The following is a 19,755-nucleotide window of genomic DNA, read 5'->3' as shown; positions in this document are numbered from 1 at the left end:
AAATTATCTTGTACCGTAAACAACAATTGTTTTTCCGTGGGCTGAAATAAGGTTCTGCTCTTCGAGCATTTTCAAAATGCGGCCAACGGTTTCACGAGAACAACCGACAATCTGGCCGATCTCCTGGCGGGTAATCTTGATTTGCATTCCGTCCGGGTGCGTCATTGCATCGGGTTGTTTTGCCAGATTTAACAGCGTCTGTGCAATACGACCTGTCACATCCAGAAAAGCCAGATCACCGACTTTCTGGCTAGTGACTTGAAGGCGGCTTGCCATCTGTCCTGCCAGACGCATCAAAATGTCTGGATTGACCTGAATTAACTGACGGAACTTTTTGAAGGAAATTTCTGCAACTTCGCAGGGAGATTTCGCTCTGACCCAAGCTGTTCGTTCTTGACCTTCTTCGAATAAACCAAGTTCACCGATGAAGTCACCCTGATTGAGGTAAGAAAGGATCATTTCTTTCCCTTCTTCGTCCTTGATCAGAACAGCAACAGATCCCTTCACGATGTAATAAAGCGTTTCCGCTTTTTCGCCTGCATGAATCAGCGTACTCTTTGAAGGGTATTTATGTATGTGACAATGTGAAAGAAACCACTCTAATGTTGGATCGGTTTGAGGTTTACCTAGAACCATAATATCTCTCTTCCTCTGCAGGGTAGCTTGCTGCTTTCCATGTTTTCGCGAAGCTTTTGAACTGAACATGTTCAAACTGAACATGTCTCGGAACTAAACACTTAGCATAAAAGCACTTGAGAAAGCCTGCAAGTTGTCTTCTGTTTCGGTATCAAATAGTATCCTTTTTCTTACATAATTTCTTGACTTTAATCGTGTCATGACCGTGATTTAGTACGCAAAAATGTGCGCATCGTCACGGTATAGGAACTAAAAGAGCCCGATTCGTGCCAGTGAATCGTAATTAGCCAATTTTTCCGGTTTCTATCAACTGCTGAAGAATAGGACGGACAATCAACTCCATGGCAAAACTCATTTTCCCACCGGGCACGACAATCGTGTTATGACATGACATAAATGAGCCATCAATCATTGCCAACAGGTAAGGGAAATCGACTTTTTTGATGCCTAGCAAGCGGATGACCACAAAACTTTCATCCAGACTCGGAATCCCTTTTGCACTCAGTGGATTGGATGTATCCACTGTCGGAACCCGCTGAAAGTTAATATGTGTCCGAGAAAATTGGGGCGTAATGTAATTTAAGTAATCATCCATGGAGCGAACGATCGAATCCATCACTGCTTCTCGGGAATGCCCTCTGTCCCGGGTGTCCCGGACATACTTTTGAATCCACTCCAGATTGACGATCGGCACCATGCCAATGAGAAAATCAACATGTTGGGAGACATTGGTTTCGCCATCGACCACCCCCCCATGAAGCCCTTCATAAAAAAGGACATTGGTATCATTGGGGAGATCTTGCCATGGCGTAAATGTTCCCGGCATCTGGTTATAGGGAACTGCTTCATCAAATGTATGCAGATAACGGCGAATTTTTCCCGTTCCGGTGCGGCCATATTCCCGGAAAAACTCTTCCAATGCCGGAAAATCGTTTGCTTGAGGACCGAAATAGCTGATATGGCGTCCTTGCTCTCTGGCCTTACGGATTTCGACATCCATCTCCGGTCTGGTGAAACGGTGAAAACTATCACCTTCAACCCAAGCCGGCTTGATTCGCATCATATTAAACATTTTGCGAAAAGCTTCGGAAGTCGTTGTTGTACCGGCACCCGAAGAGCCGGTTACTGCAATAATGGGATGTTTTGCTGACATGACATACCTTGTCTTATCATTCCTTGTCGTGCACTCAATGAACCGATCTCCCGAAGAAAACCGAGAAATCGATTTCACTATATCATGGAAATTGGTGCTGTCATCGGACAATTCATAAATTAACGATATCTGTTTTGTTGAATATCTACGGACTCGTGAAGTTCGGAATAGACGATCACCGCTTCTCCGGATTGAATCTGTTGTTTGACCTGAGCGACTTTCTCTTCAAGAGAAATTTCTTGCTCGCCGTAGTCGGTTCCTTCTCGGAGGATAAACTCCCTGATCAGATTATCGAGCGTATCCGGTTCGAGCGTTTGCCAAGGAATAATCATAATGATGACCTTCTATACGATCACTCTGGGATGAATGAATAGCGTGTATCTTAACGGATTTTACATGATGTTGCGCAATAATCATGATTTTACACGCAAATATAGATGATGCTTGAGGCGTGACTTTGGAAGAGTAGGAGAACACTCATCAGTTCGGTGAGCGTTCTCGGTAGTCGTTGGTGACGATACTGAGGGGATGGTATTCAATACTTAGGTGATTGTGCCCGATAATAGTGGGGCAGAGCTTCTTCCAACCAGAAGCGTGGTTTGGCAACGGTGCCACTCAGAAAGCCGACATGCCCACCATGTGTCATGAGTTGATAATCGATCATCTGGGGCAGCGGTGCCGTCGGAATAACTGCATCAGTCATAAAGGGATCGTCTTGTGCGTGTACAATGAGTGTCGGCAGACGAATTTGTCCCAGTTTAGAGATTGCCGAACAGCGTTGATAGTAGTCTTGGGCGTTTTCAAATCCATGCAGGGGGGCGGTGATCAAATCATCGAATTCTTGTAATGTTTTCAACTGTCGAATTAAGGACTGTGTGACTGGAATCGTTTGCCGGAGCGTCCCAAATTTACGATAAGCATTTTGCTTGAGTGAGTTGAGGAGGTAAGCCTGATAGATACGTGAGAAGCCGCGATTAATCCGGCTCGAACTGTCACTCAAATCGAAGGGGGCTGAGATAATGGAGGCACTATCGATAAGTGGCAGATCTGCAAACTCTGCCAAATAGTTTGCCAACATATTGCCACCGAGCGAGATACCGGCAGCCATCTTGTAATTGGACGGAAAACGTTGATGGATTTGTGTCAGAAAATAGCGTGGATCGCTGGTTTCTCCCGAATGGTAGGCACGGGCTTGTCGGTTTGGCTGGCCGTTACACCCACGAAAGTGCATCATGACAGATAACCAGCCTTGTTGCGCGAAAGCGTGCATCAAACCGTTGGCATAAGGGCTATGAAAGCTTCCCTCGAGACCATGGAAGAGAATAAATAAAGGTTTTGTCTGCACATCGGGTTGATTTGGGTCTTCACTCCAAGCCAGGCTCAAAATATCATCATCCGGTGTCGTCAGCGTTTCCCAATACGGTGAAAATAAAGGGGTGCGTCGAACCCATCTGGGCAGCAGTGTCTGAATGTGTGGCGCGGCACCACCTAAAGCCGGCTTGAATGTCAGCAACCTATTTGGGCTCACGTTTTGTATCGAACTGCTCACCGCGATTCTTTCCTCTATTTTTTGTACTTGGCATGTGTTGATGAAAATGATGCGGGTTTCGCAAAGATCTTGGCAAGATGATCAGCGGTCAGCGCTTTGCAGTAACGCTGGGTCATTAATTGTGTGTCGCCGGGCTGCAACTTGAGCTGATTAATACAATCCACCAGATCGGATTGTTGCTGTTTTTCCAGTTGTAGCTCAAATTGAAGCGACTCACGATAGAGCGTATCCGGCAGATGTGCTTTGAGTTTTCTGCGTAACTCTCGATAGCTATTGAGCAATCCTTCAGTGGCACTGATACAAGTCATCACACGATGCCAGTCTTGTTGCCCGATGCTGAGCTGCTGTTCATCGAGCCATTTCAGAAGCAAAAGTAAATTGACGTTACCGTGGTAGTTGTTTTGGAGGCTGAGACAGGCTTCTTTGACTTCCCGGACACTGTAATATTGCAAACTAAATTGCCAAAGTCGTTCCAGTGTCAGGGAAATCGGTGTCTGAATCATAAAGTGTTGAACTCCTGTTCCATCTGTTCTAGGCGCTCTTGATGCTCCATCCATTGAGACTCAAGTTCCTCAAGGTCAGATTTACTTTGAGCCTGAAGCGCAAGCACCTGAGTAAGTTTAGCTTTATTCTCCGCATCATACAGGGATGAATCGCTTAATTGCTGCTCTGCATCGCTGAGCGTTGATTGTAATTTATCGATTTGCTGCTCTAATTGTGTCAGTTTCTTGCGAATTGGCGCAGTTTGCTGACGGAGTTCTGCTTCTTTACGTTTTTGTTCTTTTTTCGCCGCGGCACTGAATTGACTGTCTTTCGTTGTGGTTTGTTCTTTCTTGTCCTGCTTTTGTTGTTTTTGCTGCTCGGTGAGCCAACGGTAATAATCATTCAGATCGCCATCGAATGCGACCACTTTGGCATCATGAACCAGATAAAAATCATCGGTGGTGGCCCGAAGCAGATAGCGGTCATGGCTGACAATCACCATCGCCCCTTCGTAAGTCTGCAAGGCGAGTGTCAGTGCTTGACGCATATCGAGATCAAGGTGGTTGGTCGGTTCGTCCAGTAACAGGAGATTTGGTTTCTGCCAGACGATTAATGCCAAGACGAGTCGCGCTTTTTCGCCACCGGAGAAAGGCGCGACTTTTTCGAGTGCTTTATCACCTTGAAAACCGAAGCTACCGAGATAATCTCTTAGTTGTTGTTCGGTATGATTCGGTGCGATTTGCATTAAATGTTGTAACGGGGTTTCTTCCGGATGAAGCGTTTCCAACTGATGCTGGGCAAAATAACCGATTTTGACGCCTTGAGAATAGGTGAGCGCACCGCTTTGAGGTTGTAACTCCCCAGAGAGTAGTTTGATGAGCGTTGATTTCCCTGCCCCATTACGACCCAGCAAACCGATCCGACTACCGGGTACCAGATTCAATTTGATCTGGTTGAGGATCGCGACGTGATCATATCCGGCAGCAACTTCATCCATCATCAGAATCGGGTTCGGCAGAGCCGTCGGCTCTCTGAATTCAAAACTAAACGGATTATCCAGTTGCGCGGGCAGCACCTTTTCCATCCGTTCCAGTGCTTTAATCCGACTCTGTGCCTGACGAGCTTTGGACGCCTTGTAACGAAAACGGTCAATATAGCTTTGCATGTGAGAAATTTGCTTTTGCTGTTTCTGATACATCGCCTGCTGAAGAACCAGTTTTTCGGCTCTCTGATTTTCGAATGATGAATAATTACCGGTGTACTCGTTGAGTTGCTGATTCTCGATATGGATAATCCGGCCGACAATCGGATCAAGAAAATCCCGGTCATGTGAAATTAGGATCAGTGTGCCGGGATAATTCTGTAGCCAGCGTTCCAGCCACATAACTGCATCTAGATCCAAGTGGTTGGTTGGTTCATCGAGTAACAGGAGGTCTGAGCGACAGAGCAATGCCTGAGCCAGATTCAGGCGCATCCGCCAGCCACCGGAAAATTGTGTCAAATGCCATTGCATCTGTTCTTGACTGAACCCCAGACCGTCCAGTAATTCAGACGCACGGGCCCGGATACTGTAACCACCGATCGTCTCAATATGACCGTGCAGTTCTGCGACCCGTGTCCCTTCTTCACGTTGCTCAGCTTGCTGCAACTGTTTTTCCAGTAAGCGGTATTCCCGATCACCATCGATGACATATTCAATGGCACTACGCTCGAGCGCCGGTGTCTCTTGCGCGACCCAGGCTAATTCCCACTGGGCTGGCATATTGAATGAACCGGCATCAACGCTGAGTTCATCCTTGAGCAGTGCAAATAGGCTTGACTTACCACAGCCGTTTTTACCGACCAGACCTACTTTGTCTCCCGGATGAATTGTTGCAGATGTTTGTTCTAACAGCGGTTTTCCGCCGCGCAATAACTGAATATCAGAAAAGGTAATCATAAAAAGGTATCTGGTTGAAAACAAACTGCCCGAAATAGTAGGTGGATTGATGACAAATGTCGATGATTAGCGGAGCGCGATGGTTGGATCTTGCGGTGGTTCGGTCTCATTGATAATTTGTGTTGGTGTTAGCGACGTCTCGCTCGTCTATGATTTGAGATGATCTGTTCCGGAAGTGAAAATAATTATTACAGAAATCTCAGGGAAGATTGGTACGGACTGATTACAATACGTTATGATTCAGTTAAATAGACAGAGGAGTGAAGTTAGTCATGGCTGATACGGTTTCGTGTACCACCGAATGCCCCAAAGTGTTGGTGATCTTTGCTCATCCGGAGCCACAGAGCTCCGTTGTGAATCAGATATTAATTGAAGCGATCAAGCCGCTTGAAAATGTCACCATCCATGATCTTTATGCAACCTATCCTGACTTTTTTATTGATGTCGATGCTGAACAAAGTCTGTTGATGGCGCATGATGTGATTGTTTTTCAACATCCTCTTTATATGTATTCTTGTCCCGCATTGCTAAAAGAATGGTTGGATCGGGTCTTATGCAAAGACTTTGCATTTGGCTCTCAATGTGCACTGGCAGGTAAAATCTGGCGCAGTGTGATTACCACCGGGGGCAAGAAAACGGCTTTTGGTCATAAGGGGTATAACAAATATCCGTTGGACGAGATTCTACAACCGTTTGAACTGGTTGCCTCTCTTTGCCGCATGACATGGTGTAATCCATTGATCCTATACTGGTCTCGTAATGTCACTGAAACTGAAAGATATCAACATGCCGAGTCTTATCGTCAGTGGCTGAGTGCGCCCGAGATGATAGATACTCACGGTTCAGAGGAGCAATAAATGGCAGCATTGACGAATGATTTTTTACAAAGTAGTGCTGTATTTCTGACAGCGGCAGCCATTGCTGTGCCTGTGGCCCAGCGTGCCGGGCTTGGTTCGGTGTTGGGATATCTGTTAGCCGGGGGAGCGATTGGTCCTTGGGGACTGGGATTAATTAGTGATGTTGACGCGATTCTGCATTTTGCAGAATTCGGTGTGGTTTTATTGCTGTTTGTGATCGGGCTTGAACTGAATCCGCGCAAGCTTTGGCAAATGAAATCACCGATTCTCGGGCTTGGCGGTGCTCAGGTTGTGGTGACCAGTGCCGTGTTAGCCAGCCTCATCCATTTTTTTGTCAACAGTTGGCAGGTTAGTTTGGTGATGGGGATGGGATTAGCGCTTTCTTCTACAGCAATTGCTTTGCGGGTGATTGAAGAGCAAGAACTGGAGCGCAGTGAAACCGGGCAGTCAGGCTTTGCGGTATTGTTATTTCAGGATATTGCCGTGATCCCCATGTTGGCGTTGTTACCTGTATTAGCCGGGAATTCTGCCGGGGATTGGATTGATGCACTGTGGATGCTCTGTGGCATTGTCGGATTGCTGGTCGGCGGTCATTTTCTATTAAGCCCGTTGTTTCGCTATATCGTGATGAGCGGTGTCCGGGAGTTGTTCACTGTTGCGGCATTATTGTTGGTCATTAGTATTGCGTTGCTGATGCAATTTTTAGGGCTGTCCATGGCGTTGGGGACGTTCCTTGCCGGGGTGTTGTTGGCAGAAAGTGAATTTCGCCATGAGCTGGAAGTGTCTATTGAGCCGTTTAAAGGGCTATTGCTCGGGCTCTTCTTTATTGCGATCGGTATGGCCGTTGATTTAGGACTATTGTTCAACAATCCATTACAGATTCTCGCGGCGGTAACTGTACTGGTGGCAATTAAAGGTGGGATTCTCTACTTACTGGCCCGATTGTTCGGAACTCGCGCGAAAGCGCGTAGCAGTATGGCCGCCATTCTGAGTCAGGGAGGCGAGTTTGCTTTTGTCATCTTTACCGCTGCGCAGTCCGAAGGTTTACTGCAAGCAGAGCAAACGTCATTTTTGCTGGTGGTCGTCAGTTTATCGATGGTCACTACGCCACTGTTGCTCAGTATTCAGAAACGTTGGTTTGCCCGAGAGTTCAACTCGGCAGATGATTTAGCGGTTGATGTCGAAAATAATGACCCGAGAGTGATTATTGCCGGGTTTGGGCGGTTTGGGCAGATCGTGGGTCGTTTGATGTTTGCCAATAAAATCAAAGTTACTATTCTTGAAAGTGATGCGAGTCAGATCAAATTACTGCGTAAGTATGGTTATCAGGTTTTTTATGGGGATGCGACCAATCTGGAGTTACTCCGCTCAGCGGGTGCAGAAGATGCGGAAGCGATTGTGGTATGTACCGATGATCCGGATGAAGTGATGGCGATTGTTGCGTTATGTCAGCATCATTTCCCGAAATTGAAAATTTTAGCGCGGGCGCGCAGTCGGGTTGAAGCTTATCAACTGCTTAATCATGGTGTACCGCACTTCTCGCGAGAAACATTCTTGGGAGCGCTGGATTTAGGGAGACAAACATTGGTTGAATTAGGGATGCATCCCTATCAGGCAAAACGAGCTGAATCACATTTTTGTCGTTTAGATAATGCGATGCTGGAAGAGCTGTTGCCGATGCATAATGAAGGCAAGCAACTCTCGTTGCGTGCCAAAGAGACTCGGCAAGAACTGGAAGAAATATTTGGGCGCGAGATGGAGAAAGACCATCAGGCTCGAGACTTTTGGGAAAGAGATCAGGATTAATTTGTGCAAATTAAGAAACGTTTTATAGCCGGAGCCTGTTGTCCGCAGTGTCACACTGCCGATTCACTTTGCTGGTGGGAAGTGAATCATGTTGAGCATGTCGAATGCGTGGAATGTGATTATACCGAACAGCGAACACCACGTTCCGTTGAGCAAAGTACACATGCGGAAGAAGCGATGATTGGTATTTTTAAACCGGACTAATTGAGGTTTACGAGAGACTTCTTCATAATATCGCTCAGTTCTCCAAGGATTTCGAATCACTTGGACATGCAATACGGTCACAATCGGTGACAAAATACACTCGATGCCTTGGAGCGTTTATGAAAATTGAAAAGAATGTTGTGGTGAGTTTAGCGTACCAACTCAAACTGGAAGACGGAGTTGTCGCTGATCAGTCAACTGCTGATGCCCCGCTTGATTACCTGCATGGTCATCACAACCTGATCGTCGGCTTAGAGCGTGAACTTGAAGGTAAAGTTGCTGGCGATAAATTTACTGCAACCATTACACCTGAAGACGCATACGGTGAATACAATGATGACTTGGTTCAGCGTGTTCCGGCCGATGTTTTTCATGGTGTCGATCAACTTGAAGCGGGTATGCGTTTTCTGGCAGAAACTGATCAGGGTCAGATTCCGGTCGAAATCACAGAAGTTGACGGTGATGAAGTCGTCGTCGACGGTAACCACATGCTGGCCGGTCAGACACTGACGTTTGACGTTGAAGTTGTCGCGGTTCGTGCAGCAACAGATGAAGAGGTTGCTCATGGGCATATTCATCAAGGTGGCGGTAGCTGTGGACATGATCACGACCATGGTGAAGAAGGCTGCTGTGGTGGAAATGGCGGGTGTGGCTGCCATTAATTGTCCTGATTCGTTTCACTGAATCTACTAAATGGAAACACCTGCCGATTTGTGCAGGTGTTTTTTTATGGTCTTACGAGGATATATATGAAGAAACGTTTTGCGATTGCAATTCATGGCGGTGCCGGCACAATTCTGCGTTCTCAAATGACGGATGAAATTCAGCGGGATGTGGAACAGGTTTTGGATCTAGCTGTCTCTCAAGGCCATCAGTTACTCGCGCAAGGCGGCAGCGCCGTCGATGCGGTTGTCTGCGCTGTCAGAATTCTTGAAGACTCTCCACACTTTAATGCAGGGAAAGGCTCTGTCCTGACGGCGAAAGAGATGGTCGAAATGGATGCGGCGGTAATGTGTGGTGAACATCGCCAGGCAGGGGCGGTTGCCGGGGTTCGTCATATCAAAAACCCAGTGCAACTGGCTAAAGATGTGATGCAGCAGAGTGCTCATGTGATGCTCATTGGTGAAGGGGCGGAAGAGTTTGCAGCAAAGCTTGGTTATGACTATACCGAACAGGATTATTTTTTTACCGACAGACGTTACGAACAACTGTTAGCTATGAAAGCTGCAGGGAGCTTTGCGTTGTCTGAGTCAAGTTATCCCGATGAGCATAAATTCGGCACTGTCGGTGCCGTTGCATTGGATCAGAATGGTAACCTTGCAGCTGCAACCAGTACCGGGGGAGTCACCAATAAACAGTATGGACGGGTTGGGGATTCTCCGATTATCGGTGCCGGAACTTATGCAGAAAATCATAATGTTGCTATATCTGCAACCGGTATGGGTGAAGTCTTTATGCGTTGTTGTGTTGCCGGTGATATTGCCGCGCGAATGCGTTACTTACGGGAAGATGTACATACAGCTTGCACCAAGGTCATTCAAGGTGAGGTGAAAAACTTGGGTGGAGAAGGCGGGGTGATTGCAATTGATCAATTCGGGGAGATTCATTTTGGCATGAACTGTACCGGTATGTATCGGAGTTGCATCGATATTCATGGCAAAAAACAGATCAAAATCTACGCAGATGACGTGTAAACCGACATTTTACGCAAACGATTTCTTTTTGATTCTAAAATCGAACAAAAAGCGTTTTTTTATGAATTTTTTATGCTTAAAAAATGACTGCATCATCCAACATTCGGTGGTAGAATCCATTTTTAACCAGCAATCAGATTTGGAAAGATGGGAAATAACGTTGTCGTACTAGGCACCCAATGGGGTGATGAAGGTAAAGGGAAAATTGTTGATCTGCTTACTGAAGATGCAAAGTATGTTGTCCGTTATCAAGGCGGTCACAATGCAGGTCATACTCTGGTCATTGACGGTGAAAAAACCGTTCTTCACTTGATTCCATCCGGTATTCTCCGCGAACACGTAAAATGCATTATCGGAAATGGTGTTGTGCTTTCACCGGATGCACTTTTAAAAGAAATGGAAGAGCTTGAAGCTCGAGGTATTCCTGTTCGCCAACGTCTTTCTATTTCTGAAGCTTGTCCGCTCATTTTACCCTACCATATTGCACTGGATCAGGCGCGCGAAGCAGCTCGTGGTACAAAAGCTATCGGTACAACCGGGCGGGGAATCGGTCCAGCTTACGAAGACAAAGTCGCGCGTCGTGGTTTGCGTGTCGGAGACCTGTTTGATCGCACAACTTTCGCTGCCAAACTACAGGAAGTCATGGAATATCATAACTTCCAGTTGGTCAACTTCTATAAAGCTGAACCCGTGAATTACGATGAAGTTCTGGAACAGGTCATGGGCTATGCTGACGTATTAACGTCAATGGTCATTGATGTGACTGATGAACTTGATAAAGCTCGTAAGCGCGGTGACAAAATCATGTTCGAAGGTGCGCAGGGGACACTGCTGGATATCGACCACGGCACTTATCCATATGTCACTTCATCAAATACGACTGCAGGCGGTGTTGCTGCCGGTTCTGGTTTTGGTCCTCGTCATCTCGGGTATATTCTTGGTATTGCCAAAGCGTACTGTACACGCGTTGGCGCCGGTCCTTTCCCGACCGAGTTGAATGATGAAATTGGTGAGTATCTGGGAACCAAAGGTCAGGAATTTGGTGCGACAACCGGACGTAAGCGTCGTTGTGGCTGGTTTGATGCAGTTGCGATGCGTCGTGCGATTCAAATCAACTCGATTACCGGCTTCTGTATGACGAAGCTAGATGTCTTAGATGGTTTGAAAGAGATCAAAATCTGTACCGGTTACCAAATGAAGGATGGATCAATCGCGGAAGTTTCGCCAATGGCGGCTGATGCTTACGATCATGTCACACCGATTTATGAAACGATGCCGGGTTGGTCTGAGAGCACATTCGGTGTTAAAAAGCTTGAAGATTTGCCTCAGGCTGCATTGAACTATGTCCAGCGCATTGAAACGTTAACGGGTGTACCGGTTGATATCATTTCAACAGGCCCGGATCGGAATGAAACGATTATTAAAGTTCATCCGTTCAGTGTTGCGTAACCCCAATACGACTTGATTGTCAGAGCCGGTCTTTAACGACCGGCTTTTTGCTTTTTTAGGGATTGTTATGTACAGTTGTGTTGTGCAAAAAATCGACAACAACTTTCTCCTAAAGTGATTTGTTCGTCTGCCGATACGGTATTTAAGCCCTAGTCAAAGTGGGTGATATTGTTAAGCGATCGTTCAAAAAAGAGTATGTATATGAGGCTACTAAGCGTAGCAGCTTCGTTGTTAATGATGACGTTGAGCGTTTCAGTCAATGCCACTGTCGCTGATGTCGGGCCGCCAGTCCAAATTTATTCCGAAGCTGAGTTAATTCAACTGATCGAACAGAATAAGCATCTGGAGCGAGTGAAAGCTGATAAATGTCAGCTGGTTGAAGATATCGTTGCCCGGGCTACGCGGATCAATTTACCATCATATGAATTTTTGTATGGCGATATGTTGGCATGGGGCGTGTGTGTCGCTCAGGATGCTGAACTGGGTTTATATTATATGGAAGCTGCAGCCAGTCAGGGATTACCGGCAGCGCTTGAGCAGCTAGGTCGCTATTACGCTGAAGGTGTGCTTGTTCAGCAAGATCGTGAACGCGCAATTGTATATCTGAGAGAAGCCTCCGCAATGGGCAATTTGAAAGCGCGTGTGAAATTGGCTGAGTTATTACTCCGAGATTATGGCAGTCCGCTTGATTATGAAGACGCTTATCGATGGCTATATCATTCTGTTACGGCTGATACGCGCATGCACAAACGTATTGCGATGTTGCGTCAGGGGCTTGAACAGCGGATGCCTGAGAATATTATCGCTCGTGCGAAAATGAGAGAAACGCTTTGGTAGCACACGGTATCGTGATGCGTTCGTTTCTGTTACAATTGATTGAAAACTTCCTTAGTTTAACCACCTGATTTTTGAAGAAATCACAACTTCCCGCTAATATATCTTCAATAAGCTACATTCATGCTTTCTGGATCATCATTTAAACATGGTTGATTCAGAGAATATTTTAAGAGATTACCTTCTTCCTTAGGACGACTTATGTCTGACACTACTCAAAACGATCCGTTTGCTGATCGTGAAGCAAATAACTATGACAACCCGATTCCCAGCCGCGAGTTTATTTTAGAATTTCTCGCTCAGGCGAATGTTCCGATGAATCGCAATGACCTGTTCGAAGTGCTACACCTTTCAGGTGAAGAGCAATACGAAGGATTACGAAGACGTCTGAGAGCCATGGAAAGAGATGGGCAACTGGTCTTCACGCGCCGCCAATGCTATGCACTGCCGGAAAAACTGGAAATGATTAAAGGATATGTCATCGGTCATAAAGATGGATACGGTTGGGTCAGACCTGAGGGAACCCGAGGCAAAGATGAGGATATCGTACTGCCACATCATCAGATGAGAACACTGATTCATGGGGATTATGTGCTGATTCAACCGAATGGCACGGATAAGAGAGGTCGGAAAGAAGGTCGTCTGGTCAGGATTTTAGAGGAAAGAAACAGCCAAATTGTGGGGCGTTTTTTCTTTGAACATGGATATTCTTATGTCGTACCTGATGACTCCCGGATTAGTCATGACATTTTGATTCCGGATGAAGCTCGTGCCGGAGCCCGCATGGGAAATGTCGTTGTCATCGAGATTACCGACCGAGGCAGCCGTTCTCGTGGGATGATGGGCAAGGTGAGTGATGTGCTTGGTGAAAATATGGCACCTGGTATGGAGACCCAAATTGCGATTCGGACCCATCAGATTCCGCATGAATGGCCGGAAGCCGTCGAACAACAAGTGAAACAGTTTAGTGAACACGTTCCGGAAGAAGCGAAACAGGGACGGGTAGATTTGAGAACTCTGCCACTGGTTACGATTGATGGTGAAGATGCCCGAGACTTTGATGATGCGGTCTATTGTGAAGCGAAAAAAGGCGGAGGCTGGCGTCTTTGGGTTGCGATTGCCGATGTAAGCTATTATGTCAGAACTGATTCTGCGCTTGATAAAGAAGCGATTAATCGAGGTAATTCTGTCTATTTCCCGTCTCAGGTTGTGCCGATGTTACCGGAGGTATTGTCAAACGGCCTCTGCTCTCTAAACCCACAAGTTGATCGACTATGTATGGTCTGTGAGATGACCATTTCAGCGACAGGGAAACTCTCAAGCTATAAACATTATGAAGCGGTTATGAATTCCCATGCGCGGCTGACCTATAACAAAGTGGCCGCGATTTTAGCGGGTGATGAGGAGCTTCGTCAGCGTTATGAACCGTTAGTCCCCCATCTGGAAGAGTTACACCAGATGTATCAGGTTCTGAAAGGAGAGAGAGAAAACCGAGGTGCGATTGAATTTGAAACGGTCGAAACGAAATTTATTTTTAATGCTCAGCGGAAAATCGAGCGGATTGAGCCGTTAGTCCGTAATGATGCTCATAAAATCATCGAAGAGTGCATGATTCTGGCGAATATTGCATCGGCTTCTTTAGTTGAAAAAATGAAAGAACCCGCCTTATTCCGAATTCATGAAACACCGGGAGAAGAGCGCTTAACGGGATTCCGGGATTTTCTCGGAGAATTGGGACTAAATTTGACCGGTGGATTAGAACCGACTCCGACAGATTATGCCACTCTAATGAAACAAGTGGTGAATCGACCTGATCATGAGTTGATCCAAACGATGTTACTCCGCTCGATGAAGCAAGCGGTATACAACGCTGATAACTGCGGACACTTCGGGTTGGCTTTAAAGCGATATGCACACTTTACTTCTCCGATTCGACGTTATCCGGATCTTCTGTTACATCGGGCAATCAAATATTTGATTGCCAAACAGCAAGGAACAAATCAAGATCGTTGGACACCGACTGGGGGTTATCATTACTCATTCGATGATATGAATTATTACGGTGAACAGTGTTCAATGACTGAGCGCCGTGCAGATGATGCAACACGGGAAGTGTCTGACTGGCTGAAATGTGAATATATGCAGGATCATGTCGGTGAAGTGTTGGATGGTGTGATTGCCAATGTCACTGGGTTTGGATTTTTTGTGCGTCTGACTGAGTTGCATATAGATGGCTTGGTGCATATTTCCAGCTTGGCCAATGATTACTATCAGTATGATCCGATCGGTCAACGTCTGATTGGTGAAAGCTTCGGACTGATTTACCGTTTAGGCGATGCGGTCAAAGTTAAAGTTCAGGCCGTGAACTTGGACGAACGTCATATTGACTTTGAATTAGTCGAGACAAGTCGTAAGCTACGCGGTGAAGGAAAAACAGCGAAGAAACGTGAAGCGGAAGCAAAACAGGGAAAAAAAGGGACGCCCCGTCGTCGAGGAAAAGCAGTACCGAATATTGAACCGGCGAAAAATCCTAATGGTGGCGATGGCCGGAATAATACGGTTAAAAAGAAAAGCAAGGCTGAGAAAGTTCGTAAGAAAAAATCGCGCCTTCGTCAATCAAAATCAGCCAAGACTGACAAATAATAGGTAACAAATGAGTAATGAATTTATATATGGTATTCATGCTGTGAGTGCTGTGTTGGAGAAAAACCCGGATCGATTGATCGAAGTCTTTGTTTTGAAAGAGCGGCAAGATGGTCGTCTGCTTCCTGTGCTAGATGAGTTGCATCGGCTTGGTATTTCAATTCAACAGATGAGTCGCCAAGCACTAGATAAAAAATCTCAAGGGGCAAGTCACCAAGGGATGATGGCAAAAGTGAAACCAGCCAAAACCTTGAATGAACATGATCTGGATACGCTTTTAAATGCGGCAGAACAACCCCTATTACTTGTTTTGGATGGCGTAACTGATCCACATAATCTTGGGGCGTGCCTTAGAAATGCAGACGCTGCCGGTGTTACGGCTGTGATTGTTCCCAAAGATAAATCTGCGCCATTGAATGCAACTGTGAGTAAAGTTGCCTGTGGTGCTGCTGAAACGGTACCTTTAGTCCGAGTAACCAATCTGGCCAGAACGATGAAGGCCTTACAGGAGCAAGGGATCTGGTTTGTCGGGACTGCAGGAGAAGCAACGCAGGATATCTTCCAGTCTAAACTGACTGGTCCGTTGGCGATTGTCATGGGAGCGGAAGGTGATGGGATGCGTCGCCTGACCAGAGAAACCTGTGATGCACTGGTTAAAATTCCGATGTCGGGGAGCGTTTCTAGTTTGAACGTCTCTGTCGCAACTGGCATTTGTCTTTTTGAAGCAGTAAGACAACGTTTATCACGCTAAAGTATTCATCGAATGACAAACAAACTGGCTCTGAACAAGATGACGGAGCCAGAATTTCCCTTCTAATGTTATTTCGATTATTTTTCCATCGAACCTTGCATGTGACCATTCTATCTGTATAATACCCGTCCACTGGTTAAGCCAGTTGTGAACCAATGAGCAGCAAGGAGCTGATATATCTTTTTGATTTATCAGGTAATGTATACTTAGCTTATGTTCGCAGTTAATATAAATTAGCTTAAATAAAGTTGATCTAAATTAGCTGACAATGTTCCCGATTGCGGAACTACGGTTTCACATGAATCAATCGACATTCTCTCACAATTTTGTGGGTATGAGTGGCGATATTGTTTATGTAATTTTTTGAATTTGGAGCTCTGTCTCATGCAGAACCAACGTATCCGAATCCGCCTAAAAGCTTTCGATTACAAATTAATCGACGCTTCTACTGCGGAAATCGTTGAAACAGCAAAGCGTACCGGCGCACAGGTTCGTGGTCCTATCCCACTGCCTACTCGTAAAGAGCGTTTCACTGTTCTTATCTCTCCACACGTCAACAAAGATGCTCGTGACCAGTACGAAATCCGTACTCACAAACGTCTAATCGACATCGTTGAGCCAACAGACAAAACTGTTGACGCTCTGATGCGTCTCGATCTAGCTGCTGGCGTTGATGTACAAATCAGCCTAGGTTAAGGGGAGATTAGAAGAATGATTGGTCTAGTCGGACGTAAAGTGGGTATGACCCGCGTGTTTACCGAAGAAGGCGTTTCTATCCCAGTTACAGTTGTTGAGGTTGAAGCGAACCGTGTTGCTCAAGTTAAAACACTTGAGACCGATGGTTACACTGCAATCCAAGTAACTTCTGGTGCGAAAAAAGCCAACCGTGTATCTAAGCCAGAAGCTGGTCACTTCGCGAAAGCGGGTGTTGACGCTGGCCGCGGTCTTTGGGAATTCCGTTTAGAAAACGGAGAAGAGTTTTCAGTCGGTTCAGAATTGACCGTTGAACTTTTCAATGAAGTAAAAAAAGTAGACGTTACTGGTACATCTAAAGGTAAAGGTTTCCAAGGTGCTGTGAAGCGCTGGAACTTCCGTACTCAAGATATGACTCACGGTAACTCATTGTCGCATCGTGCTCCTGGTTCTATCGGTCAATGTCAGACTCCAGGTCGTGTATTCAAGGGCAAGAAAATGGCAGGTCACATGGGTGCTGAGCGTGTAACGACTCAAAACCTGGAGATCGTACGTGTCGACGCTGAGCGCAACCTGCTTCTGATTAAAGGTGCAGTCCCTGGTGCTATCGGTGGTGACGTGATCGTTAAACCAGCTGTTAAAGCATAACGTCTAGGAGTAAGTAATGGAATTGATGGTTAAAGGTGCTGACGCACTAACTGTTTCCGAAACTACTTTCGGACGTGAGTTCAACGAAGCTCTTGTACATCAGGTGGTTGTTGCTTATGCAGCAGGTGCTCGTCAAGGTACTCGTGCTCAAAAAACACGTTCAGAAGTTTCTGGCGGCGGCGCTAAACCATGGCGTCAAAAAGGTACTGGCCGTGCTCGTGCTGGTACAATCCGTAGCCCAATCTGGCGTACAGGTGGTGTTACTTTTGCTGCGAAACCACAAGATCACAGCCAAAAAGTAAACAAAAAAATGTACCGTGGCGCTATGAAGAGCATTCTTTCTGAGCTGGTTCGTCAAGAGCGTCTGATCGTTGTTGATGATTTCTCAGTTGAAGCTCCAAAAACTAAAGAACTGGTAGCTAAGCTTAAAGAACTTGAGCTTAACGATGTACTTATCGTTACTGGTGAAGTAGACGAGAATCTGTTCTTAGCTGCTCGTAACCTTTATAAAGTTGACGTACGTGACGCAGCGGGAATCGATCCTGTTAGCTTGATCGCGTTTGACAAGGTTCTTATGACTGCTTCTGCAGTTAAGCAAGTTGAGGAGATGCTGGCATGATTAGCGAAGAGCGTCTACTAAAAGTTCTGCGTGCTCCGCACATCTCTGAAAAAGCAACAATGGTTGCAGAGAAAACAAACAGTGTTGTTTTCAAAGTAGCGAAAGATGCAACGAAAAAAGAGATTAAAGCAGCCGTAGAAAAGCTATTTGAAGTTGAAGTTGAATCTGTAAATACCCTGATTACTAAGGGTAAGACTAAGCGTCAAGGTATGCGCCAAGGTCGTCGTAGCGACGTGAAAAAAGCGTATGTAACTTTGAAAGAAGGTCAGGATCTTGACTTTGTTGGCGGCGCGGAATAACAGGAGTAGTTGAAAAATGGCTATTGTTAAATGTAAGCCGACTTCGGCTGGTCGCCGTCACGTCGTTAAAGTTGTGAACAATGACCTGCATAAAGGTAAACCTTATGCACCGCTTTTAGAAAAAAATTCTAAAAACGGTGGTCGTAACAACAACGGTCGTATCACAGTACGTCATATCGGTGGTGGTCATAAGCAACACTATCGTTTGATTGATTTTAAACGTACTAAAGATGGCATTCCGGCAAAAGTTGAGCGTCTGGAATATGATCCAAACCGTAGTGCAAATATCGCTTTGGTTCTTTATACAGATGGTGAACGTCGTTACATCATTGCACCGAAAGGTCTGCAAGCTGGTGATGTAATTCAGTCTGGTGTTGATGCACCGATTAAAGCAGGTAACACTCTGCCGATGCGCAACATCCCTGTAGGTTCAACAGTTCACTGTGTTGAATTGAAACCAGGCAAGGGTGCACAACTTGCACGTTCTGCTGGTGCTTATGCACAACTCGTTGCTCGTGACGGTGCATACGCAACAATTCGTCTACGTTCTGGCGAAATGCGTCGAGTTCCTTCTGAAGGTCGTGCAACGATTGGCGAAGTCGGTAACTCTGAGCACATGCTTCGTGAACTTGGTAAAGCAGGTGCTACACGCTGGCGTGGTGTTCGTCCTACCGTTCGCGGTGTTGTGATGAACCCGGTTGATCACCCACATGGTGGTGGTGAAGGTCGTACATCTGGTGGTCGTCACCCTGTATCTCCTTGGGGTATGCCTACTAAGGGCTTCAAAACCCGTAAAAACAAACGCACCGACAAGTACATTGTACGTCGTCGTAATAAGTAATCTATTTAAGAGGATAAGCCATGCCACGTTCTCTCAAGAAAGGTCCATTTATTGACCTACACTTGCTGAAGAAGGTAGAGAAAGCGGTGGAAAGCGGAGACAAAAAGCCTATTAAGACTTGGTCCCGTCGTTCAATGATCATTCCATCAATGATTGGTTTGACCATCGCTGTCCATAATGGTCGTCAGCACGTTCCGGTTTTCGTAACTGATGAAATGATCGGTCACAAACTGGGTGAATTTGCACCAACACGTACTTATCGCGGTCATGCTGCAGATAAGAAAGCGAAGAAGAAGTAAGGAGTAGATGATGGAAGCTGTTGCTAAACATAACTTTGCTCGTATTTCTCCACAGAAAGCTCGCTTAGTTGCAGATTTGATCCGTGGTAAGTCTGTCGATCAAGCTCTGGAAATTCTGACTTTCAGCAACAAAAAAGCTGCTGATTTAGTTAAGAAAGTTCTCGAGTCAGCTATCGCAAACGCGGAGCATAACGAAGGTGCAGATATCGACGATCTAAGCGTCGCAAAAATCTTCGTAGATGAGGGCCCTGTCATGAAGCGTATTATGCCTCGTGCCAAAGGCCGTGCGGACCGTATCTTGAAGCGTTCAAGCCACATTACTGTGGTTGTCGCAGATCGCTAAGAGACTAGGAGAGTA

Annotated in this window: 22 protein-coding genes; 16 read left to right on the top strand and 6 right to left on the bottom strand. The window is 46.0% G+C overall.

Annotated features, from left to right (window positions below; all coding sequences use genetic code 11):
* Positions 1-3: 3 nt before the first annotated feature.
* The 6 genes from crp to AC55NX_RS07555 all read right to left on the bottom strand — a co-directional run bounded on the left by crp (position 4) and on the right by AC55NX_RS07555 (position 5,760).
* Entirely contained in the window at positions 4-636 is a 633-nt protein-coding gene (gene crp / locus AC55NX_RS07580) for a cAMP-activated global transcriptional regulator CRP (protein ID WP_038179153.1), read from the bottom strand.
* Positions 637-919: 283 nt separating this feature from the next.
* Complete coding sequence (locus AC55NX_RS07575; protein ID WP_038179151.1) at positions 920-1,789, bottom strand: phosphoribulokinase; 870 nt, start codon at positions 1,787-1,789, stop codon at positions 920-922.
* A gap of 119 nt (positions 1,790-1,908) precedes the next feature.
* Entirely contained in the window at positions 1,909-2,121 is a 213-nt protein-coding gene (locus tag AC55NX_RS07570) for a YheU family protein (protein ID WP_059119751.1), read from the bottom strand.
* Positions 2,122-2,324: 203 nt separating this feature from the next.
* On the bottom strand, positions 2,325-3,302 hold the full coding sequence (locus AC55NX_RS07565; protein WP_496995204.1) for a hydrolase: 978 nt from the start codon (positions 3,300-3,302) through the stop codon (positions 2,325-2,327).
* Positions 3,303-3,352: 50 nt separating this feature from the next.
* The gene (locus AC55NX_RS07560; RefSeq protein ID WP_496995164.1) at positions 3,353-3,841 is read right to left on the bottom strand and encodes a TIGR02444 family protein; all 489 of its coding nucleotides are present in this window, start codon (positions 3,839-3,841) and stop codon (positions 3,353-3,355) included.
* Positions 3,838-5,760, bottom strand: a complete 1,923-nt coding sequence (locus AC55NX_RS07555; RefSeq protein ID WP_496995163.1) for an ABC transporter ATP-binding protein — start codon at positions 5,758-5,760, stop codon at positions 3,838-3,840. The genes AC55NX_RS07560 and AC55NX_RS07555 overlap by 4 nt, the downstream gene beginning before the upstream one ends.
* Positions 5,761-6,032: 272 nt before the next feature.
* On the opposite strand from AC55NX_RS07555, the gene kefG reads away from it, so the two are divergent.
* The 16 genes from kefG (at position 6,033) to rplV (ending at position 19,740) form a co-directional block, all read left to right on the top strand.
* Complete coding sequence (kefG, locus tag AC55NX_RS07550) at positions 6,033-6,617, top strand: glutathione-regulated potassium-efflux system ancillary protein KefG (RefSeq protein ID WP_496995162.1); 585 nt, start codon at positions 6,033-6,035, stop codon at positions 6,615-6,617.
* Positions 6,618-8,423 carry a glutathione-regulated potassium-efflux system protein KefB gene (gene kefB, locus AC55NX_RS07545; RefSeq protein ID WP_496995161.1) on the top strand — a complete coding sequence of 602 codons (1,806 nt, stop codon included), beginning with the start codon at positions 6,618-6,620 and terminating at the stop codon, positions 8,421-8,423. It abuts the gene before it with no gap.
* A gap of 3 nt (positions 8,424-8,426) precedes the next feature.
* Positions 8,427-8,627 (top strand): YheV family putative zinc ribbon protein, encoded by a 201-nt coding sequence (locus tag AC55NX_RS07540; RefSeq protein ID WP_059119757.1) that lies wholly within the window; start codon positions 8,427-8,429, stop codon positions 8,625-8,627.
* A gap of 119 nt (positions 8,628-8,746) precedes the next feature.
* Positions 8,747-9,289: a peptidylprolyl isomerase gene (slyD, locus tag AC55NX_RS07535; protein ID WP_059119758.1), complete on the top strand. Its 543-nt coding sequence runs from the start codon at positions 8,747-8,749 to the stop codon at positions 9,287-9,289.
* A gap of 87 nt (positions 9,290-9,376) precedes the next feature.
* Positions 9,377-10,321 (top strand): isoaspartyl peptidase/L-asparaginase family protein, encoded by a 945-nt coding sequence (locus AC55NX_RS07530; protein ID WP_496995160.1) that lies wholly within the window; start codon positions 9,377-9,379, stop codon positions 10,319-10,321.
* Between the two features lie 147 nt (positions 10,322-10,468).
* Positions 10,469-11,770, top strand: a complete 1,302-nt coding sequence (locus tag AC55NX_RS07525) for an adenylosuccinate synthase (RefSeq protein ID WP_496995159.1) — start codon at positions 10,469-10,471, stop codon at positions 11,768-11,770.
* Positions 11,771-11,971: 201 nt separating this feature from the next.
* Positions 11,972-12,607, top strand: a complete 636-nt coding sequence (gene motX, locus AC55NX_RS07520; protein ID WP_496995158.1) for a flagellar protein MotX — start codon at positions 11,972-11,974, stop codon at positions 12,605-12,607.
* A gap of 198 nt (positions 12,608-12,805) precedes the next feature.
* Positions 12,806-15,247: a ribonuclease R gene (gene rnr, locus AC55NX_RS07515; protein ID WP_496995157.1), complete on the top strand. Its 2,442-nt coding sequence runs from the start codon at positions 12,806-12,808 to the stop codon at positions 15,245-15,247.
* Between the two features lie 10 nt (positions 15,248-15,257).
* Complete coding sequence (gene rlmB, locus AC55NX_RS07510; protein WP_496995156.1) at positions 15,258-15,998, top strand: 23S rRNA (guanosine(2251)-2'-O)-methyltransferase RlmB; 741 nt, start codon at positions 15,258-15,260, stop codon at positions 15,996-15,998.
* Positions 15,999-16,382: 384 nt separating this feature from the next.
* Positions 16,383-16,694, top strand: coding sequence for a 30S ribosomal protein S10 (rpsJ, locus tag AC55NX_RS07505; protein WP_001181007.1), 312 nt, complete (start codon positions 16,383-16,385; stop codon positions 16,692-16,694).
* A 15-nt stretch (positions 16,695-16,709) separates the two neighbouring features.
* Positions 16,710-17,339 carry a 50S ribosomal protein L3 gene (rplC, locus tag AC55NX_RS07500; RefSeq protein ID WP_059119764.1) on the top strand — a complete coding sequence of 210 codons (630 nt, stop codon included), beginning with the start codon at positions 16,710-16,712 and terminating at the stop codon, positions 17,337-17,339.
* Positions 17,340-17,355: 16 nt separating this feature from the next.
* A complete protein-coding gene (rplD, locus tag AC55NX_RS07495; protein WP_038179121.1) occupies positions 17,356-17,958 on the top strand; it encodes a 50S ribosomal protein L4 in 603 nt (200 codons plus the stop codon).
* The gene (rplW, locus tag AC55NX_RS07490) at positions 17,955-18,257 is read left to right on the top strand and encodes a 50S ribosomal protein L23 (RefSeq protein WP_059119765.1); all 303 of its coding nucleotides are present in this window, start codon (positions 17,955-17,957) and stop codon (positions 18,255-18,257) included. The genes rplD and rplW overlap by 4 nt, the downstream gene beginning before the upstream one ends.
* Before the next feature lie 16 nt (positions 18,258-18,273).
* The gene (gene rplB / locus AC55NX_RS07485) at positions 18,274-19,098 is read left to right on the top strand and encodes a 50S ribosomal protein L2 (RefSeq protein ID WP_059119766.1); all 825 of its coding nucleotides are present in this window, start codon (positions 18,274-18,276) and stop codon (positions 19,096-19,098) included.
* Between the two features lie 20 nt (positions 19,099-19,118).
* Positions 19,119-19,397 carry a 30S ribosomal protein S19 gene (gene rpsS / locus AC55NX_RS07480; protein WP_004398469.1) on the top strand — a complete coding sequence of 93 codons (279 nt, stop codon included), beginning with the start codon at positions 19,119-19,121 and terminating at the stop codon, positions 19,395-19,397.
* A gap of 10 nt (positions 19,398-19,407) precedes the next feature.
* Positions 19,408-19,740, top strand: a complete 333-nt coding sequence (rplV, locus tag AC55NX_RS07475) for a 50S ribosomal protein L22 (RefSeq protein ID WP_038179118.1) — start codon at positions 19,408-19,410, stop codon at positions 19,738-19,740.
* The last annotated feature ends 15 nt before the right edge of the window (positions 19,741-19,755 follow it).

The sequence above is a fragment of the Vibrio rubrogenes genome (assembly GCF_059641415.1).
This window is presented reverse-complemented; position numbering and strand designations above follow the sequence as displayed.

Excerpts from the sequence above, each read along its gene's own strand:
- rpsJ (WP_001181007.1), top strand. The coding sequence starts at position 16,383 with ATGCAGAACCAACGTATCCGAATCCGCCTAAAAGCTTTCGATTACAAA.
- rplD (WP_038179121.1), top strand. The coding sequence starts at position 17,356 with ATGGAATTGATGGTTAAAGGTGCTGACGCACTAACTGTTTCCGAAACT.
- rplC (WP_059119764.1), top strand. The coding sequence starts at position 16,710 with ATGATTGGTCTAGTCGGACGTAAAGTGGGTATGACCCGCGTGTTTACC.
- rplB (WP_059119766.1), top strand. The coding sequence starts at position 18,274 with ATGGCTATTGTTAAATGTAAGCCGACTTCGGCTGGTCGCCGTCACGTC.
- kefG (WP_496995162.1), top strand. The coding sequence starts at position 6,033 with ATGGCTGATACGGTTTCGTGTACCACCGAATGCCCCAAAGTGTTGGTG.
- AC55NX_RS07575 (WP_038179151.1), bottom strand. The coding sequence starts at position 1,789 with ATGTCAGCAAAACATCCCATTATTGCAGTAACCGGCTCTTCGGGTGCC.
- rlmB (WP_496995156.1), top strand. The coding sequence starts at position 15,258 with ATGAGTAATGAATTTATATATGGTATTCATGCTGTGAGTGCTGTGTTG.
- rnr (WP_496995157.1), top strand. The coding sequence starts at position 12,806 with ATGTCTGACACTACTCAAAACGATCCGTTTGCTGATCGTGAAGCAAAT.
- rpsS (WP_004398469.1), top strand. The coding sequence starts at position 19,119 with ATGCCACGTTCTCTCAAGAAAGGTCCATTTATTGACCTACACTTGCTG.
- rplV (WP_038179118.1), top strand. The coding sequence starts at position 19,408 with ATGGAAGCTGTTGCTAAACATAACTTTGCTCGTATTTCTCCACAGAAA.
- motX (WP_496995158.1), top strand. The coding sequence starts at position 11,972 with ATGAGGCTACTAAGCGTAGCAGCTTCGTTGTTAATGATGACGTTGAGC.
- AC55NX_RS07560 (WP_496995164.1), bottom strand. The coding sequence starts at position 3,841 with ATGATTCAGACACCGATTTCCCTGACACTGGAACGACTTTGGCAATTT.
- rplW (WP_059119765.1), top strand. The coding sequence starts at position 17,955 with ATGATTAGCGAAGAGCGTCTACTAAAAGTTCTGCGTGCTCCGCACATC.
- slyD (WP_059119758.1), top strand. The coding sequence starts at position 8,747 with ATGAAAATTGAAAAGAATGTTGTGGTGAGTTTAGCGTACCAACTCAAA.
- AC55NX_RS07530 (WP_496995160.1), top strand. The coding sequence starts at position 9,377 with ATGAAGAAACGTTTTGCGATTGCAATTCATGGCGGTGCCGGCACAATT.
- AC55NX_RS07525 (WP_496995159.1), top strand. The coding sequence starts at position 10,469 with ATGGGAAATAACGTTGTCGTACTAGGCACCCAATGGGGTGATGAAGGT.
- AC55NX_RS07555 (WP_496995163.1), bottom strand. The coding sequence starts at position 5,760 with ATGATTACCTTTTCTGATATTCAGTTATTGCGCGGCGGAAAACCGCTG.
- crp (WP_038179153.1), bottom strand. The coding sequence starts at position 636 with ATGGTTCTAGGTAAACCTCAAACCGATCCAACATTAGAGTGGTTTCTT.
- kefB (WP_496995161.1), top strand. The coding sequence starts at position 6,618 with ATGGCAGCATTGACGAATGATTTTTTACAAAGTAGTGCTGTATTTCTG.
- AC55NX_RS07570 (WP_059119751.1), bottom strand. The coding sequence starts at position 2,121 with ATGATTATTCCTTGGCAAACGCTCGAACCGGATACGCTCGATAATCTG.